This window comes from Vibrio sp. 1F169 (assembly GCF_041439605.1).
In the GTDB taxonomy this organism is placed as follows: Bacteria; Pseudomonadota; Gammaproteobacteria; order Enterobacterales; family Vibrionaceae; genus Vibrio; species Vibrio tasmaniensis_A.
This window is the reverse complement of record NZ_JBGOOI010000047.1, coordinates 20,224-36,280: the sequence shown is the minus strand read 5'-3', so window position 1 is coordinate 36,280 and position 16,057 is coordinate 20,224. Positions and strand designations below refer to the sequence as shown.

General features: G+C 44.1%; 13 protein-coding genes and 1 riboswitch. Of the genes, 10 read left to right on the top strand and 3 right to left on the bottom strand.

The annotated features are described in order from the left end of the window. The 3 genes from ACED53_RS16405 to ACED53_RS16395 all read left to right on the top strand — a co-directional run. Positions 1 to 1,176 (top strand): MFS transporter (locus ACED53_RS16405; RefSeq protein WP_371708845.1); only part of this gene is annotated, 1,176 nt, incomplete at its 5' end. Between the two features lie 224 nt (positions 1,177 to 1,400). Beyond that, positions 1,401 to 2,126, top strand: coding sequence for a sulfite exporter TauE/SafE family protein (locus ACED53_RS16400; protein ID WP_009846277.1), 726 nt, complete (start codon positions 1,401 to 1,403; stop codon positions 2,124 to 2,126). 400 nt (positions 2,127 to 2,526) lie between these two features. Beyond that, entirely contained in the window at positions 2,527 to 4,431 is a 1,905-nt protein-coding gene (locus ACED53_RS16395; protein WP_009846276.1) for a methyl-accepting chemotaxis protein, read from the top strand. A 178-nt stretch (positions 4,432 to 4,609) separates the two neighbouring features. Here the strand turns inward: ACED53_RS16395 and ACED53_RS16390 are convergent, their stop codons facing one another. Further along, entirely contained in the window at positions 4,610 to 5,356 is a 747-nt protein-coding gene (locus tag ACED53_RS16390) for a phosphatase PAP2 family protein (RefSeq protein ID WP_009846275.1), read from the bottom strand. 383 nt (positions 5,357 to 5,739) lie between these two features. Beyond that, positions 5,740 to 5,890, top strand: a riboswitch (FMN riboswitch). 348 nt (positions 5,891 to 6,238) lie between these two features. Between ACED53_RS16390 and ribB the strand changes: the two genes are divergently transcribed. From ribB to ACED53_RS16360, 6 genes are all read left to right on the top strand, one after another. Then, positions 6,239 to 6,895 (top strand): 3,4-dihydroxy-2-butanone-4-phosphate synthase, encoded by a 657-nt coding sequence (gene ribB / locus ACED53_RS16385; protein ID WP_017097981.1) that lies wholly within the window; start codon positions 6,239 to 6,241, stop codon positions 6,893 to 6,895. A 382-nt stretch (positions 6,896 to 7,277) separates the two neighbouring features. Then, positions 7,278 to 8,813: an ABC transporter substrate-binding protein gene (locus ACED53_RS16380; RefSeq protein WP_017101657.1), complete on the top strand. Its 1,536-nt coding sequence runs from the start codon at positions 7,278 to 7,280 to the stop codon at positions 8,811 to 8,813. Continuing rightward, entirely contained in the window at positions 8,806 to 9,819 is a 1,014-nt protein-coding gene (locus ACED53_RS16375; protein WP_017101658.1) for an ABC transporter permease, read from the top strand. The genes ACED53_RS16380 and ACED53_RS16375 overlap by 8 nt, the downstream gene beginning before the upstream one ends. Continuing rightward, positions 9,816 to 10,694 (top strand): ABC transporter permease, encoded by an 879-nt coding sequence (locus ACED53_RS16370; RefSeq protein WP_017101659.1) that lies wholly within the window; start codon positions 9,816 to 9,818, stop codon positions 10,692 to 10,694. Before ACED53_RS16375 ends, ACED53_RS16370 begins: the two co-directional genes overlap by 4 nt. Further along, complete coding sequence (locus tag ACED53_RS16365) at positions 10,691 to 12,151, top strand: ABC transporter ATP-binding protein (protein WP_017101660.1); 1,461 nt, start codon at positions 10,691 to 10,693, stop codon at positions 12,149 to 12,151. The genes ACED53_RS16370 and ACED53_RS16365 overlap by 4 nt, the downstream gene beginning before the upstream one ends. 402 nt (positions 12,152 to 12,553) lie before the next feature. Then, a complete protein-coding gene (locus ACED53_RS16360) occupies positions 12,554 to 13,417 on the top strand; it encodes a hypothetical protein (protein ID WP_017101661.1) in 864 nt (287 codons plus the stop codon). A 146-nt stretch (positions 13,418 to 13,563) separates the two neighbouring features. Here ACED53_RS16360 and ACED53_RS16355 read toward each other — a convergent pair whose 3' ends face one another. Then, positions 13,564 to 14,460 carry a LysR family transcriptional regulator gene (locus ACED53_RS16355; RefSeq protein WP_029225576.1) on the bottom strand — a complete coding sequence of 299 codons (897 nt, stop codon included), beginning with the start codon at positions 14,458 to 14,460 and terminating at the stop codon, positions 13,564 to 13,566. A 154-nt stretch (positions 14,461 to 14,614) separates the two neighbouring features. Between ACED53_RS16355 and ACED53_RS16350 the strand changes: the two genes are divergently transcribed. Further along, positions 14,615 to 15,253 (top strand): NAD(P)-dependent oxidoreductase, encoded by a 639-nt coding sequence (locus ACED53_RS16350; RefSeq protein ID WP_017101663.1) that lies wholly within the window; start codon positions 14,615 to 14,617, stop codon positions 15,251 to 15,253. A gap of 77 nt (positions 15,254 to 15,330) precedes the next feature. Here ACED53_RS16350 and ACED53_RS16345 read toward each other — a convergent pair whose 3' ends face one another. After that, complete coding sequence (locus ACED53_RS16345; RefSeq protein ID WP_017101664.1) at positions 15,331 to 15,984, bottom strand: cupin domain-containing protein; 654 nt, start codon at positions 15,982 to 15,984, stop codon at positions 15,331 to 15,333. Positions 15,985 to 16,057: the final 73 nt, after the last annotated feature.

The following is a 16,057-nucleotide window of genomic DNA, read 5'->3' as shown; positions in this document are numbered from 1 at the left end:
AGAAATACGCGAAACGGGGTTGTTCTATCTTTAAATTTAATTACGCAACAAAGCCTTTTCATGATGCCAATTTCAGAGCATTTCGGCACCGGCCGCGAGTTTTTCAGCTTCGCCATTGCTCTACAAAACCTGCTGTTCGGTGTGTTCCAGCCTTTTGTGGGCATGGCCGCTGACAAATGGGGAGCAAGACGCATCATTATTGCTGGCGCATGTGCTTACGGTTTGGGTTTACTTCTTACCTCAATGTCTACCGAATCAAGCATGCTTTACGTTTCACTAGGCGCATTAGTTGGCCTTGGATTGAGTGCGACGAGCTATGTGATCGTGTTGGGCGCGGTAGCAAAAGTAGTACCTGCAGAGCACGCAGCGAAGGCATTTGGTTTAACCACAGCAGCAGGTTCATTTGGTATGTTCGCGGTAATTCCGGGCGCGCAATACATGTTGAACGAATTTGATTGGCAAAGTGCGATGCAAGTCTTTGGCGTGCTTTGTTGTTTGATGATCTCATTTGCACTGTTTATGCGAGCACCGAAGTCAGCAACCAATAAACAAGTAGAAGACACCCAGACACTGAAAGAAGCACTGTCTGAAGCATTTTCGAACAAAAGTTATTGGTTGATTCATGCGGGCTTCTTCGTGTGTGGTTTCCACGTGATGTTCATTGCGACGCACTTACCAAGTTACTTAGCCGACAAAAACCTACCAGCAAGCAGCGCAGCAATGGCACTGGCTTATGTAGGTATCTTCAACATCTTCGGGTCTTACTTCTGGGGTGTGATGGGCGATAAGTTCAGCAAACGTCATGTAATGTCGGCACTGTACTTAGTGCGTACTGTAGTTATTGGTGCGTTTGTGACTTTGCCAGTGACTGAGTCAACCGCAGCTATCTTCGGTGCGGCGATTGGTTTCTGTTGGTTGGGTACGGTTCCGCTAACGTCTGGTTTAGTTCGTCAGATCTTCGGTGCTCGTTACCTGTCGACGTTGTACGGCTTGGTATTCTTTACTCACCAAGTGGGTAGCTTCTTAGGCGCTTGGGTTGGTGGTCGTATTTACGATTACTACGGTTCTTACGAGCCAATCTGGTGGTCAACGGTGGTACTGGCATTTGCAGCAGCACTGATCCATTTGCCTATCAATGACAAGCCGATTGAGCGACTGAAATTGGCAATGGCTTAGCGTTTAACGCTGACTCCCCCAACAGCAAAAATCGATAAGCAATCCAATAAGAGAGTGGATATTGAAAGGAGCACATCCTGAGATATTCGCTCTCTTTTTTATTGGCCGTTGTAATCGAAATTATAACTAGCGAAACTTGCATAAACCTCACTGAATAATAAGACTATTCTTTTCGTTTTAATTTATAGTATTCACTTGCTCCTTTAAAACTAATCCGCAGGCTTATGGAATACCTAGATCAGACCGCCCTTATCGCAATGGCACTCATTTTTGCAGGCTCATTTGTGCAAACCGCAATCGGCTTTGGTTTGGCCATTGTGGCTGCCCCACTGCTGTTTTTGGTTTCACCAGACTATGTACCTGCGCCTATCTGTTTAGTTGGCCTGTTCATCTCTTTATTCAACGCCTTTAAACACCGTGCAAACATTTCTATTGGCGGATTAAAAATCGCATTACTAGGACGCATTCCAGGCTCACTAGCAGGCGGTGCCTTGTTGGTGATGGTTTCAACGAGCGTGTTGTCACTTTGGTTAGGTTTATTAGTGGTATTTGCAGTGATTGTCAGCTTGCTTCCGTTTAGGTTAGAGCCGACGCCTGCCAAAATGGGCATCGCGGGATTTTTCTCAGGATTCTTTGGCACCAGTTCAGGTATTGGTGGCCCGCCGATGGCGCTACTGCTACAGCACCAAGATGCCAATCAACTTCGTGGCAACTTGTCTGCCTTTTTTGTCTTTAGTTCAATCATTTCGTTGATTGTTCAGATCCCAATTGGCTTCTTCACTATGCACCATTTGATCATCACCATACCTTTGCTGCCTGCTGCTTGGTTGGGTTACAAAGTGGCGTTAATGACCACGCAAAGCATTCCTAAAGAGAAGATACGTATTGGTTCTTTACTGTTATGTTCTATCAGTGGCTTTACTGCCATTTGGCAAGGCTTAGCTGGTTAGTATAGAGATAACGTAAGTACTGAAGGTTGCTTACGTTTTGTAACTATTTTGATGACAGCTCACTCATCTCGATAAGCAAGCTCATATGACTGACTAGTGACGTTATCCATTATGCTCAAATACCCTAATGCGGCGCCTTATTTAAGCTTTAAAGTCAGTACCACACTGTCGTAAACATCTCTATCTGGCGGTAACGATTCCCTCTCATTCACCATCAATGAACCATCAATGAACCATTACTGCATAAACCATTTTTTCATGAGCTTTTTGTATACAGAGCTGAGACTGTTCAAATCAGGCTGAATGTTCAATTGGTAGCGTAGTCCTATTCATAATACGTCTATATACTGCATATTCATTAAGCAGGAAAATGAACACATTCAGTATTAAGGACTTTCAAATGAAACAACTTGGGTTTAAGCAAGTTCTTTTAGTCGCCGTATCAGCAATAATTGCAATAAGTGTAGGCTCAGCCAACTATTTTTCATATCAGAGCAATAAGGAAGCACTGACTGAGAATATTTATCAGAGCACACAAGACCGTATTCGCATTGAAGGGAATAAGGTTGAGACTTACCTAGAAGCAAAAACACAAGCAGTAGCAAAAGTAGCTGCTGATTATCGTCAACATAATTATCAAGATAGACACGCCGAGCGAATGCGCGTGGGCTCATTAGGTGCTGATGTCGCGAACTTAATGATAGGTTTTGACAATGGCGATGCTTATGCCTCATTCGATTACCCGGGCTGGGATAATCACAAAAGCCCATCAAGCTACGACCCTCGCAGTAAAGCTTGGTACAAAGAAGGTAAGCGTTCAGGAAGCCTTGTATATACAGACCCATATACAGACTCCACAACAGGTACCTTAATGGTGAGCATTGGTAAAGATGTTGGTAACGGTGTGGTATTGGCAGACATTCCACTCGATGTTCTAAGTGACACTGTCTCTGAAATCGACCTCAACGGTGCTATTTCGATGATGATGACCAATGACATGACGGTGCTGGCTAGCACATCCAATGTGGTTAAGGTGGGCACTAAATTAACGGATTACGCTTCTTTGAAAGACGTTGCAAAAAAAGCACAAAATTCAGAAAGCACAATCGTTAATTATAGTATCAACGGCGTTGAGAAAGTGATGTTCAGCCATGCGGTTAGCTATGGTGATAAAGAGTGGTACCTACTTGTTGGATTAGACAAAAGCGTCGTATTCGCAGCGCTAGAAGTCGCTCAGCAGCAAGCAATTATGATCACGATTGTCTACCTATTGATCAGCGTAGTTGCCACGTTATTCATTCTCAATATTCTTTACAAACCCATCCTAGCGTTGAAAGAAACCATTACAGGGCTATCAAATGGTGATGGTGATTTAACTCAGAGACTCGAAGTAAAGAAACACGATGATTTAGGGCAAATCGCATCTGGTGTAAACCAATTCATCGAGCATATACAAGACTTGATGCTAAAGATTGACGCAGCATCGTCTGAACTGAAAGAAAATGTGCAGCAACTTGAACATAAATCAGATGAAAATAACCACATTTTGAATCAGCACGTGCAAGAAACTGAACAAATTGTCACTGCCATTGAAGAAATGAGTTCAACAGCTGACGCCGTTGCCCAAAATGCAGGTGAAACGGCGCAATCAACTAAAGTCGCGTCCGATATCGGGGAGCAATCACTCAATGCTGTCGGTGATGCTCAAATGAAGGTTAATGCACTAGTTTCTGAGATAGAGAACACATCATCGAACCTAGAAAGCATGAGCCAAGAAACTAAAGGGATCAGTGATATTTTGACAGTGATTGGTGAAATCGCTGAACAGACCAATCTCCTTGCGTTAAATGCAGCGATTGAAGCCGCACGAGCGGGCGAGCAAGGTCGTGGGTTTGCAGTAGTAGCTGATGAAGTGAGAGCCTTAGCGAGTCGAACACAAGCGAGTACACAACAGATTGAACAAGCGCTGACTCGTTTGCTTTCAGTGAACAAGAATGTTGAAGAGTCTATGAATAAGACGAAAGGGACTTGTGACGAAACATTTAATAACACCGAGAAAGTGGGCAGCAGCTTAAATGAGCTAACGTCACAAGTAACGGGTATCAATGACCTAAGCATTCAAATTGCAACGGCCGCAGAAGAGCAAAGCAGCGTCACTCAGGAAATTAGTCGTAACATGGTGGCTCTGAGTGACATTGTAAATGAACTCAACAAAAATGGAGATCAAGCTTTGGTGCAAACCAACAATATCTCCCAAGTAAACGAACGACTGGCATCAATGGTTGGTATGTTTAAACTGCGTTAATTCATACTAAAACAGTTATTTAAAATGAAACTTGTAGTGTGTAGCGGTTATGATTTCAAATATCGTCTATGGTTTTTCAATAGCAGTCATCGTTTAAAATAGCCGCCTTCTCCGAAGGCGGTTTTTTATTCCTCTCTCTCAAAAGCCCCACTATTGCTCTTCTAGGCAAGTTTATTACTCATTTGCTACCTCTTAGAAACATCGGTAACAAAGGTTCTATTCTTTGCGTCGGAATCAGTGGCACCAATAGGTAGATCAAACCGGCAAAGGCGATAGACGCAGCTAAGTCTTCAGGGCGGTGCATACCAAGCCAAACACGACTATAAGCAACGCCACCAGCCCAAACTAGCAAACCGCCAACTAAGTAAAAACGTTTCGCTTCTAGGAACAAGCCGCCAAAGAACGCCAGACACACGCCAACGAAAATCATGTGCCCAGATGGGAAAGAATAATCAGTCTCACCCAACCAGTGACGCGTTCGCCACTCACTCACCTTATCTTTCACAGATGCAATCGCTGCGTTCTTTTCTACCAATGGCAGTTCGTAAAACAGCTCTGGCATGTCAACGACTTCTTGCGTCACCAAATACTCAGAATAAGGACGCGGGCTTTCTGTAGAGTGCTTTAAGAAAGTTTTTGCTGCAAAGCTGAGAACCAACAACAAGCCGAGCTGCAGACAAAGGCTGACGAGCTTAGCTTTGGAAAATTTCATCGTGAGCAATACCAAAGACAAAACAGCTAGCGTTACCAAGAATCCTTGATTACCCGCCGAGTAAGTCACAAACGTTATGAAGGCGCCTTGGAAAGGCGAAACCGCAGCCCCAAGGTCAAAATTAGATCCAAAGATCAAAAACGGTACGAGAGAAGACAAACTTAAAACGAGCAGTAATAAGCCTTTGGATTTGTTAGAGAACGGAGATGTCATGACTAAGATCTTTTGGATAAAGTGGATGGATGCTAGCGCAGCTTAGCACTGCCAATATCAATTTTATGTCAAAACGGTCATTAAGCCGTCATGGTCTAACAATGTTCGATTGATGAACCTCTTGAGTATTGATTCAGTGAACGGCCAGGCCAGCACCAATAATGTTCGACATACACTGATGTTCATAGAGCAACAAAGACCACTCAAACCAGCTGAGACAAAGGCATTATCCCACTAAAGACTGCCGGACACGTTCTGCTGATAAAGTGAACACTTACCCGATTATAAGGCTGGAATCTGAAAAACTTTGCTGTCAGTCCTTTAAATCCACTATTGAAAGGATTACCATCTGGTCTGCTTTCAAAGCAAAACAGATTATTAATTTTTATTCTCAGGGCGGGGCGAAATTCCCCACCGGCGGTATGTTTTTAGCAAAATCTAAAGATAAGCCCGCGAGCGCTCGATTCGTCGAGGTCAGCAGATCTGGTGAGATGCCAGAGCCGACGGTCATAGTCCGGATGAGAGAGAATGAAAACACACTCGTTTAAGTTGGAAAGGTGTACCTATTTATTAGGTTCATGCCTCCAACTTAGACGGGTGCATTTCGTTTTGGATAAAACCATAATGAGCTAATACCAATCACAGTAAATAAATGATCAGAGATAGCGCAGGAAAAACGCTTGAGAACAAGGCAAAATTTTTCGATAAGTAGTTATTCTACAGTCAAAAATTTTAACGCCGTTATCAAGGGTTTTAACCAGCTAGAATGACCAGTTGTTTACTACGATTGGTACAAGTCGACTTGTAATGAGTCTGCTTTGTTGTGCTCGGTTGAGATCCCTCATACAGCCCTGATTCTGGTGATATTTTAGGAGTTTAACCATGAATCAGTCTTCACTACTTGCCGAATTTGGCGAACCAATCACTCGCGTTGAAAACGCACTGCAAGCTCTACGCGAAGGTCGTGGCGTACTTTTACTTGACGATGAAGATCGCGAGAACGAAGGCGACATCATCTACTCAGTAGAACACCTAACTAATGCGCAAATGGCGCTTATGATCCGAGAATGCAGCGGTATTGTGTGCTTATGCTTAACAGACGAGCAAGCGAACCAACTTGAACTTCCACCTATGGTTGTTGATAACAACAGCGCAAACCAAACTGCGTTTACCGTCACTATCGAAGCAAAAGTCGGCGTAACAACAGGTGTTTCTGCCGCTGACCGTGTAACAACGATCAAGACAGCAGCAAACCCAACGGCTAAGCCTAGTGACCTAGCTCGCCCTGGCCACGTATTCCCACTGCGTGCGCGTAAAGGTGGTGTACTAGCTCGCCGCGGTCACACAGAAGGTACTGTGGATCTAATGCAAATGGCAGGTCTTCAATCGGCAGGTGTACTGTGTGAAGTTACCAACCCAGACGGCACGATGGCAAAAGCGCCAGAGATCGTTGCTTTCGGTAAAATGCACAACATGCCTGTACTGACCATTGAAGATATGGTGATGTACCGCACTGAGTTCGACCTAAAACTGGCTTAATGTTTAATATTTAATGCTTAATGCTTAATGCTTAATGCTTAATGCTTAGTGCTTAGTGCTTAATGCTTAGTGCTTAGTATCCCGATATTAACTCAAGCGCATTGACCTAAACAGATCTAGGCTCACCAATGGAGCCAAGCTTATTTTAAACAGGGCATAGTGACTGTCACTCAAACAGCTTTTACAGCTGACTGATACCGTCCAATAAAGCCTGTTAGAATCAGAACCGCATACAAAAATTAGAGCCTCACTGATTTAAGTGGGGCTTTTTTCATACTCACGTCCGATAAAAAACCGAGCCAATTAGCAACTATTATCATTAACAATACACAACTGTTATGTTATAACATCGCAAATAATTACTCATAACTAGGACAAAAGCATGAAAAAGCTTGCCGCACTGGCGTTACTTTCCATCAGTGCACTACTCATATGGATATTTTTACCATCAAAAGAAACACAACCAACAACGCTAAACATTTCTGGCCCCTTTGAATTTACCGACCAAGATTTATCTAAAAACGGCTATTTATTTACACGGTTACAAGTCGTTGAAGCGCTTACTGCTATCGATAAGTCAGGCAACGTCACCCCTTTATTAGCGAAAGAATGGACAACTAACGCAAACAATTTACGCTGGGAATTCACATTGCGCCCAGACGTTGTGTTCCACGATGGCTCCCCGCTTACCGCGCAAGCTGTTCAAACTTCTCTTTCTCACGCTTTAAAAAAACCTGGCGTATTAAAGCGTGTACCTATCAAAGAGGTATCAGCTTCAGACAACCTTCTAGTGATAGAACTATCTCAACCTTATCGACCATTGCTGGCAGTGTTAGCTCATTACACAGCAGCGATTGCAGCACCAAGTTCGTTTGATCAACAAGGAAATGTTGCACAACTGAGTGGTACAGGTCCTTATAAAATCCAAGAGTTACAAGCTCCTCATAAAGCGCATGTTGTCAAAAATGCTGACTACTGGGGCACAAAAGCCTCGATTGAACATGTTCACTACCTTGCAGGTCATCGCTCTGAAAGCCGTGCTTTGTTAGCACAAACCGGTCAAGCCGATCTGGTTTACACACTCGACCCAGCCAGTATCGACCTGCTTGAGTCAGCAAAGAATGTTGAATTGGTGATGGAGTCCATCCCAAGAACGATCCTAATTAAGTTGAATAATGAACACCCACTTTTGAATCATTCAGATGTGCGTCAAGCTATCAGTCTAGCTTTGGACCGAACGGGTATTTCAAAACAAATTGTCCGCGTTCCAGGCTCTGAAGCCTATCAACTGTTTGCCCCTTCTCTTGGCGCATGGCACATCAATAACCTTGAGCAAACTCAGCGCAATATCGACCAAGCGAAAACATTACTTGCAGGGCAAGGTTGGCAGGAAAATGAGGAAGGTCTCCTTTCGCGAGAAGGCAAAGCATTCGATATTACTTTAACTACCTACTCAGACAGACCAGAGCTGCCTATCGTAGCTACCGCGATTCAAGCTCAGCTTAAAGAAGTCGGCATTCAAGTGAATGTTTCTATCGATAACTCAAGTGCAATTCCATCAAAGCACAAAGACGGCACATTAGAAATGGCGCTCGTGGCGCGTAATTTTGGCACTACGGCGGATCCCCTAGCCTTACTGATGCGAGATTTTGCTAGCCATAAAGGCAGTGACTGGGGACCAATGAACTGGTCTTCTGATGAGTTCAGCAGCTTACTTCAACGTCTATCGGTTGAACCAAACCAAGAACAATATAATCTAATGACTCAAGAAGCTTCATCCATATTAGCGGAAGAAATGCCGCTGATTCCTGTGACTTTCTACACTCAATTAGTCGCGGTGAATGAACGTGTTAACCACTTCTCATTTGACCCATTTGAAATCAACTATCGTATCTCAGAGATGACGATTAATGATTAATATCTTAATCCGAAGAGTACTCCAAGCCGGCTTTGTGGCTTGGAGTATCGGAACACTCACTTTCATTTTAATGCGCTTGTTACCCGGCGACTTTGCTTTTCGAATTGCAGCGGGTCGTTATGGGTACGATTATGTGGATGCAGATGCGGCACAAGCGGTTTACCAAGAGCTAGGGCTTGATCGTTCGGGCTTGCAGCTATACCTCGAATGGCTATGGGATCTTCTTCATTTTGATTTGGGAACATCATTGATCAGCGGTGCACCTGTGATTAATGAAATCAGCCACCAGCTCGGTCACTCGCTTTTATTGGCCGTCGTCGCGACTGTCATTTCTCTTTTCATTGCCATCCCAATCGGTATTTATTGTGGAAAACGGACCGACTCTTTTGCAGACAACTTCTCACTATTAGGTTCTATCATCCTAAGAGCTCAGCCAGTCTTTCTTATTGGTTTGGCCTTGGTGATTATCTTTGCGTTACAGCTGAATTGGCTTCCTGTGGCAGGCTTTGGTCGAGTCGAGTTTATCGTTCTGCCCGCCCTCGCCTTAGCACTATCGCTGGCTGCAATGTCTAGTCGCCTTATAAGAAATGCCACTCATGATGCCATCACAGCACCGCACTTTTTATTCGCTCGTTTAAAAGGACTCAGTGAGGCGCAAGCTTTTCAGCATCACGCTCATAAACACATCGCTTTACCTGTTATTACTTTTGTTGGTGTTCAAGCAACCGGGTTAATTGAAGGGATCATTATGATCGAGTCATTATTCTCTTGGCCGGGTATTGGTCACGCGTTAGCGCATGCGATTTTCCGTAGAGATATACCAATGATTCAAGGTTCTGCTTTGCTAATGGGGCTTCTATTTGTGGTCATCAATACCTTAGTCGATCTTGTTAACTACCAATTGGATCCAAGGCAACGCGCGAATAAAACTTCAGGTTTATTTTCAAAATTCGCGCCTAATAGACCACAAGAAGAATCCGAAAAAAAGAAGGTTAAGATCGTATGAATTTAACAAAGCCGCAATGGTTAGGTCTGATTATCTTAGCCGCCTTATTATGCGTAGTCATGCTAGAACGGACTGTCTATCAAGGTGATATTGCCAAGCAAAATTTAGACCTTGCATTCACAACGCCTTCTGTCGAAGAACCTTTAGGCAGAGACCATTTTGGACGCAGTAATCTAGCGAGATTAAGCCACGCCATTAGCACCTCACTTTCCATGGCATTAATCAGTATTACCACGGCTGCGTTGTTAGGGACGTCAATGGGAGTAATAGCCGGCTGGAAACAAGGATGGTGGGATAAAATCTTTTCATTCAACGTGAACATGATACTCGCCATGCCCGGCTTAATTCTTGTTTTACTTTTTGCGGCAATGGTTCCTGGATCATTCCTTATTCTATATATCGCCATATCGCTCATGCTGTGGGTGGATTTTTTCCGCGTGTCACGCAACCGAACGTTGTCACTCATTCAGTCACCTGCAGTAGAAGCGTCTCGGCTTTATGGGTTCAACCACTGGTATATATTCAAGCGTCACTTATGGCCTGATTGCCGAAATGATTTATTCACCCTGTTCTGTTTTGGTACGGGTAATTCAATACTGGCACTCGCGTCTTTAGGCTTTCTGCATGTTGGGCTCAAGCCGCCAGAAGCTGAGCTCGGCTTAATGATGGTTGAACTATTCCGTTACTACCACCAAGCCCCTTGGGTTTTGATTCAACCGGTACTGACCGTTTTTCTTCTGGTATTAAGCTTTCATTTATTAGCTCAAGGAAAACGTCACACGCAATCCTCAAAAAACCATGCGCATAATGAACCAAGATCTAAACAAGAAAAACTGCAACTAGGTAAACAAGCGGATAAGGGAGTAACAGCATGAACGCAATGTTAAAAATTGAAAACCTGTCGATTCATACTGATACTCAAACCTTAGTCCAGAGCTTAAGTTTAGATTTATATCCTCAGCGTCCGCTCACCATTTTGGGAGAAACAGGCGCGGGGAAAAGCCTAATCGCGGCAGCTATCGCCGGCACATTACCTGATGCCTTAAAACCAGAGGGCGACATTACTTTGTTTGATGAGCTTAACCCTTTAAATCGAGAACGGTTTTGGGGCAAAGAAATAGCTTTGCTACCTCAAGAACCTTGGTTAGCACTCAATCCGCTTCGGACTATAGGATCGCAGATAAGCGAAGTTCATAAGCTGGTTTTAAACGAAGGTCGTTCCCAGAGTGACACACTCACCCATCATGCACTTCAACAAATGGATCTGGGCAAAGATGGAGATAAACACCCATTTGAACTCTCGGGCGGAATGGCGCAACGTGCTGCGTACTTATGTGCGACACAAGCTGGAGGCAAACTGTTAATTGCCGATGAACCCACAAAAGGCTTAGACGAAAGCCGACGTGATCACGTTGGGCAACTTCTCCTTTCTCACTGCCAACAACTTGAAAATGGCAAACCCGGTGGCCTGCTCACCATCACTCACGACATTAAGCTGGCTAAAATGTTAGGTGGTGACATCATTGTAATGAAAGAAGGGGCAATTGTTGAAAGGGGAGACGCTAAAGCCATTTTAGATCAGCCACAAGCGGCCTACACAAAAGCGCTAATACAAGCGCAACCTGAGTATTGGTCTCTTGATCAGCCAACTTCCTCGCAACCTTCAAATAAATCAAATAGTCACGCTAGTCCCTCAGAGGTTGGTATACAAAGCGGGCAGAAGCCATTGCTTGAAGTTGAAAGTTTAGCTATTTACCGCGATCAAAGAACACTCTTTTCAGATCTCACGTTCTCATTATCACAAGGTGAAATACTGGGAGTTTATGGTGACAGCGGATGCGGGAAATCTTCTCTCGCCGATACTTTACTAGGGTTGCATCACGACTTTTCCGGCAATATCGACTGGCTTCAAAAAATCGAAAAAGGACAACGCCTTAAGCTTTACCAAGATCCACCCAGTGCGCATTCTCCTCACACAACACTAAAAACGTTACTTAATGACTTATGTGCGCTTCACAAGCTAAATCGCTCCAAGATACCCGTACTTCTAGATAGATTGAGCCTTGATTCTGCATTGCTTGAGCGTCCTTCAAGCCAAGTATCCGGAGGAGAATTACAGAGGTTCGCCATTTTACGAGCGCTAATGATGAGCCCAAAACTGTTAATTGCAGATGAACCCTCATCACGATTAGACCCTATCACTGCAGCACAAACGCTAAGGTTAATTGTTGAAGTATCGAAAGAAGCTAATTGCGGCCTAATTTTGATCAGCCATGATCAACTGGCTCTGAGTAAGCTATGCAATAAAGTGATCGACTTATCGCGCTATTGATTTATCTAGCTATTGATTTCTGGATCGATCGACTTATTGGGCTATCGACCTAAACGAGCTTCGCGGTTATCTGTCTTCTCAGTGGTACATTCGCCGTAAATCTTTAGTCATACCTTCACTATCTACTCACTGAATGTACATCTCTGTGTAACCCAATCTGACTAACCTTGCATAAGAGGTTAGCCAGATTGTAGCTATTTGTGCTTCAGCCATAGCAAAGTCTAGAAACTATAAAAACCTCTAACCTCTTCTATCGCACTCACTCGAATGGTGAGGTGATGCACCAGTATTGGTCATCCACAAGCGGGCTTAAAACATAAGTCGTTGAAATATAATGTTTATCAATTTTGGCACAAATCGTGAACTACCACTAAGTAGGTATTCAGATATTAGGAGTTGAATATGTTGGTCGTTATTTCAGTGGGTTTATCCCTATTAGTACTTGCAGCGCTGTTTCATTTCTCAAAGAAGAGACAAACAGCGCTATCACACCGGTTTGAAACCTTAGTTCTACTCAGACAGTTATTGTTGCTATCACGCAAACATCGCGCGGCAACGCATTATGCTCTGGCGTATCAATTGACGAGCGACTCAATTCGAAAAGTGAATAAGATTTACGACAACATACTTGAGGTGTCTGAATTGCTTCAATCTCATGTGTCGTTTGACAGCCGTCCGATGTATCGCATTTATCATCTCAAACTCATCGCTATGCACAATGACTGGCAAAACCGTAGCTTAGTACGTAATCAATCGATTCATGGAAAAACGATTCGTCACAGCATGTTCTTGATGGATGAAGTGATGATCATTTGGTTGATTCAGTCTGAACGAGAAGACATGAGCCGTGAGTACCACATGAACTGGCAACAGATCTTGGATTGCATGGAGATCCTTACCAAGTTGAGAATGGCCATCCCTGGGATAGAAAAGGCGGATATGGAGAAGCCTGAGGAGTATGCGAGATTCAAATTCTACGCATCTCAGACACACCGCAAACTCAACCAATTATCGATTATCTGCCCTATCAGCAGTGGGTCACCCATTTGTACACGTGCGATGCATGCACTTACCGAGATCGCATCAAGCACTGAAGCGACCCAACCAGCAGATAGCATGTACGAGTTAACCAGTGATATCTCTACTGTGGTATCGCAAGTCTACGACCAAGTATTATCAGACATTACCAAAAGCTTGTATCAGCCTTTACCTAGCATCAACGATAAGGCGATAAACACCCGATTATCCGTACATCATTACATGTAAAGACTTCGTGAGAGGAGAGCGTGCTGGAACTCTGAATTATTGAGTTCAAATCCGATATCACCTTTGATATCGGATTTTTGTATTTATGGGCTTATATATTTATTTGGTTCTATTTTAGGACGAGACAAGTTATGAGCGATGTAAGCTTAAACGTCTCCAGATTTGATATCGCTAGACCAAGCTTCTGCTGCAAAATCAATGAACTGACGAACAACAGGCAGCTGATAACTGCGAGACAAGTACACCGCCCAAAGCACGCTACTCGGTGAAACAAAATCATCCAAAATTCGTTTCAACTTCCCTTCTGCAATCAACGGATTCGCTAAATCACAAGGTAATCGAACAACCCCTTTGCCATGCTGTGCGGCGCGAGCTAACACCCCAACATCATTGGCCTTAATAGTCCCCGACACCTCAACCGAATAATGTTGGTTATCCTTAACAAAATCCCACTTAGAGACACTCAAATGACGAAAACAATTGTGTTGTCTAAGCGCTTCAACCGTTTCAGGTTCACCGTGTTTGTCTAGGTAGTCTTGTGAGGCACACACCACCGAATCAATTTCCATTAGCTTTCGAGCAATCAAACTATCGTCAGGTTGATCGGTATAGCGCAGCGCAATATCGATTCTATCATCCACCAGCTGAGCAAAATGGTCAGAAGCAAATAGCTCTACCGTGATACTGGGATGAAGCTCTGTGAACTGTTCAACCACACTCAACAGCATATGTTGAGTCAAGCCAATTGGGGCTGCTATTCGAATGGTTCCGGAAAGAGCATCGGTTTGATTAAGTGCAGTGACTTCTAGCTCCGCCGTTTCATGGAGTATTTTTTCGCAACGTTGTAGCGCAATCTCCCCTGCTGTCGTCAAACTGACCTTACGAGTCGTTCTGTGCAGAAGCCTTTGTTTTAACCACCCTTCGATCTCTTGAACATGCCGTGAAACCTGTAAACGGCTCATGTCCAAATGCTCTGCTGCTTGAGTAAAACTGGCGCAATTTGCGACTTCAACAAAGCTACGCATCGCCGTCAACCTGTCCATCACACTCTCCCTTACCGACTTAACCAAGCCTATTAGATAACTGTATAGATACAATCTACATCATTTCACGATATTTATCGCAATCTAGTGAGCTATTAGACTGCAATGGCTGTCGAGAAACAGACTCAATAAATTAGATAATTGGAGAGACATTATGAAAATTGCAGTATTAGGCACATCAGGTTGGATTGGTAGTCACATCGCTCAAGAAGCTCAATCTCGTGGTCACGACGTGGTTGCTGTCGTAAGAGATGCAAGCCGTGTAGAAATCAGCGATGTTGAAGTTCGTTCATTTGATTTACAAGATGAAGCAGCAAGCCTTGCAATCGCACTATCCGGCGTTGATGCAGTAATCACTTCGATTGGCGGACGTGCTTTGGGTAATCACGACATCGTAAAAAGCACAGCGACTAAGCTGCTTGAGACACTGCCAAGCATTGGTATCGAGCGCCTGCTTTGGGTTGGCGGTGCAGGTTCATTAGAAGTGGCGCCAAACGTACCGTTAGTGACCGTTCCTGACTTCCCAGCAGATTACAAAAACGAAGCACTAGCACAGGGTGAAGCTCTTGAAGTGTTCAAGCAATCGAACAGCGAGGTTAACTGGACGTTTGTTAGCCCTGCAGCAGAAATTTTCCCGGGCGATAAGCTATCAACCTACCGCACAGGTGGTGATCAGCTGCTCACCGACGAAGATGGCAACAGCAAAATTTCAGTCAGCGACTACGCGATTGCGATGATTGATGAGCTCGAAGCTGGCAAGTTCCCACGTCAACGTATTGGTGTCGCTTACTAGTCAATTCATATATAAAAACTAAAAAAGCCGCTTGTTCACAACAATGCGGCTTTCTCATCTTTATATTGAGCATTCCTTTAATCCAATGGCAAGTGACCCGTTTTCACTAGGATAACCGTCTCTTCTTCCACATAAGGGAAATGCTCGCTCATATGAGGGCTACGCATCCAAGTGTGTTTTGGATACACGCCATGTTCATCTTTAAAAGTGCCTGACAACACAAAGATCTCTTCACCACCAAAATGACGGTGTGGCTGAAAGCGCTCACCAACGGGCCATTTCACCAAGGCCACATTTTCGTGCTCAAAAACATGTAGCGGCATCACTTGTAAGCCACCGATGCCCGGAAGCCATTCCGTTTCTAGGGTATTGATACGAACTTGAGTTAAGTCTCTCGCATCAAACTGATTAAGCTTCACCAAGATCGTGCAGCCATCTTTGCTTGATGGAGAATGCGCACTGCCCGGGGGATTACGGATATAAGTGCCCGCTGGGAAGTCTCCAGTTTCATCTGAGAACACACCCTCTAATACGAATATCTCTTCGCCTTGCGGATGCGGGTGCTCAGAAAACGAAGATTCAGGATCGTACTTCACAACACTGGTCGTGTGACCTGATTCTTTCTCTTCTCTTTCAAGCGGCTTACGCCATACCCCTTTGGCAGGGCTCGCGATCCAATCTAATGTCTCGGTTTCTATAACCAGTCTCTTTGAAAAGTCCATGTTGAACATAATGGCGACCTTACTCTTGTTATCGTTTTAATTATTCTTGTTATCTTTCTAGCTTTTATTCTACGCGAATACT

Excerpts from the sequence above, each read along its gene's own strand:
- ACED53_RS16400 (WP_009846277.1), top strand. The coding sequence starts at position 1,401 with ATGGAATACCTAGATCAGACCGCCCTTATCGCAATGGCACTCATTTTT.
- ACED53_RS16395 (WP_009846276.1), top strand. The coding sequence starts at position 2,527 with ATGAAACAACTTGGGTTTAAGCAAGTTCTTTTAGTCGCCGTATCAGCA.
- ACED53_RS16390 (WP_009846275.1), bottom strand. The coding sequence starts at position 5,356 with ATGACATCTCCGTTCTCTAACAAATCCAAAGGCTTATTACTGCTCGTT.
- ribB (WP_017097981.1), top strand. The coding sequence starts at position 6,239 with ATGAATCAGTCTTCACTACTTGCCGAATTTGGCGAACCAATCACTCGC.
- ACED53_RS16380 (WP_017101657.1), top strand. The coding sequence starts at position 7,278 with ATGAAAAAGCTTGCCGCACTGGCGTTACTTTCCATCAGTGCACTACTC.
- ACED53_RS16375 (WP_017101658.1), top strand. The coding sequence starts at position 8,806 with ATGATTAATATCTTAATCCGAAGAGTACTCCAAGCCGGCTTTGTGGCT.
- ACED53_RS16370 (WP_017101659.1), top strand. The coding sequence starts at position 9,816 with ATGAATTTAACAAAGCCGCAATGGTTAGGTCTGATTATCTTAGCCGCC.
- ACED53_RS16365 (WP_017101660.1), top strand. The coding sequence starts at position 10,691 with ATGAACGCAATGTTAAAAATTGAAAACCTGTCGATTCATACTGATACT.
- ACED53_RS16360 (WP_017101661.1), top strand. The coding sequence starts at position 12,554 with ATGTTGGTCGTTATTTCAGTGGGTTTATCCCTATTAGTACTTGCAGCG.
- ACED53_RS16355 (WP_029225576.1), bottom strand. The coding sequence starts at position 14,460 with ATGGACAGGTTGACGGCGATGCGTAGCTTTGTTGAAGTCGCAAATTGC.
- ACED53_RS16350 (WP_017101663.1), top strand. The coding sequence starts at position 14,615 with ATGAAAATTGCAGTATTAGGCACATCAGGTTGGATTGGTAGTCACATC.
- ACED53_RS16345 (WP_017101664.1), bottom strand. The coding sequence starts at position 15,984 with ATGTTCAACATGGACTTTTCAAAGAGACTGGTTATAGAAACCGAGACA.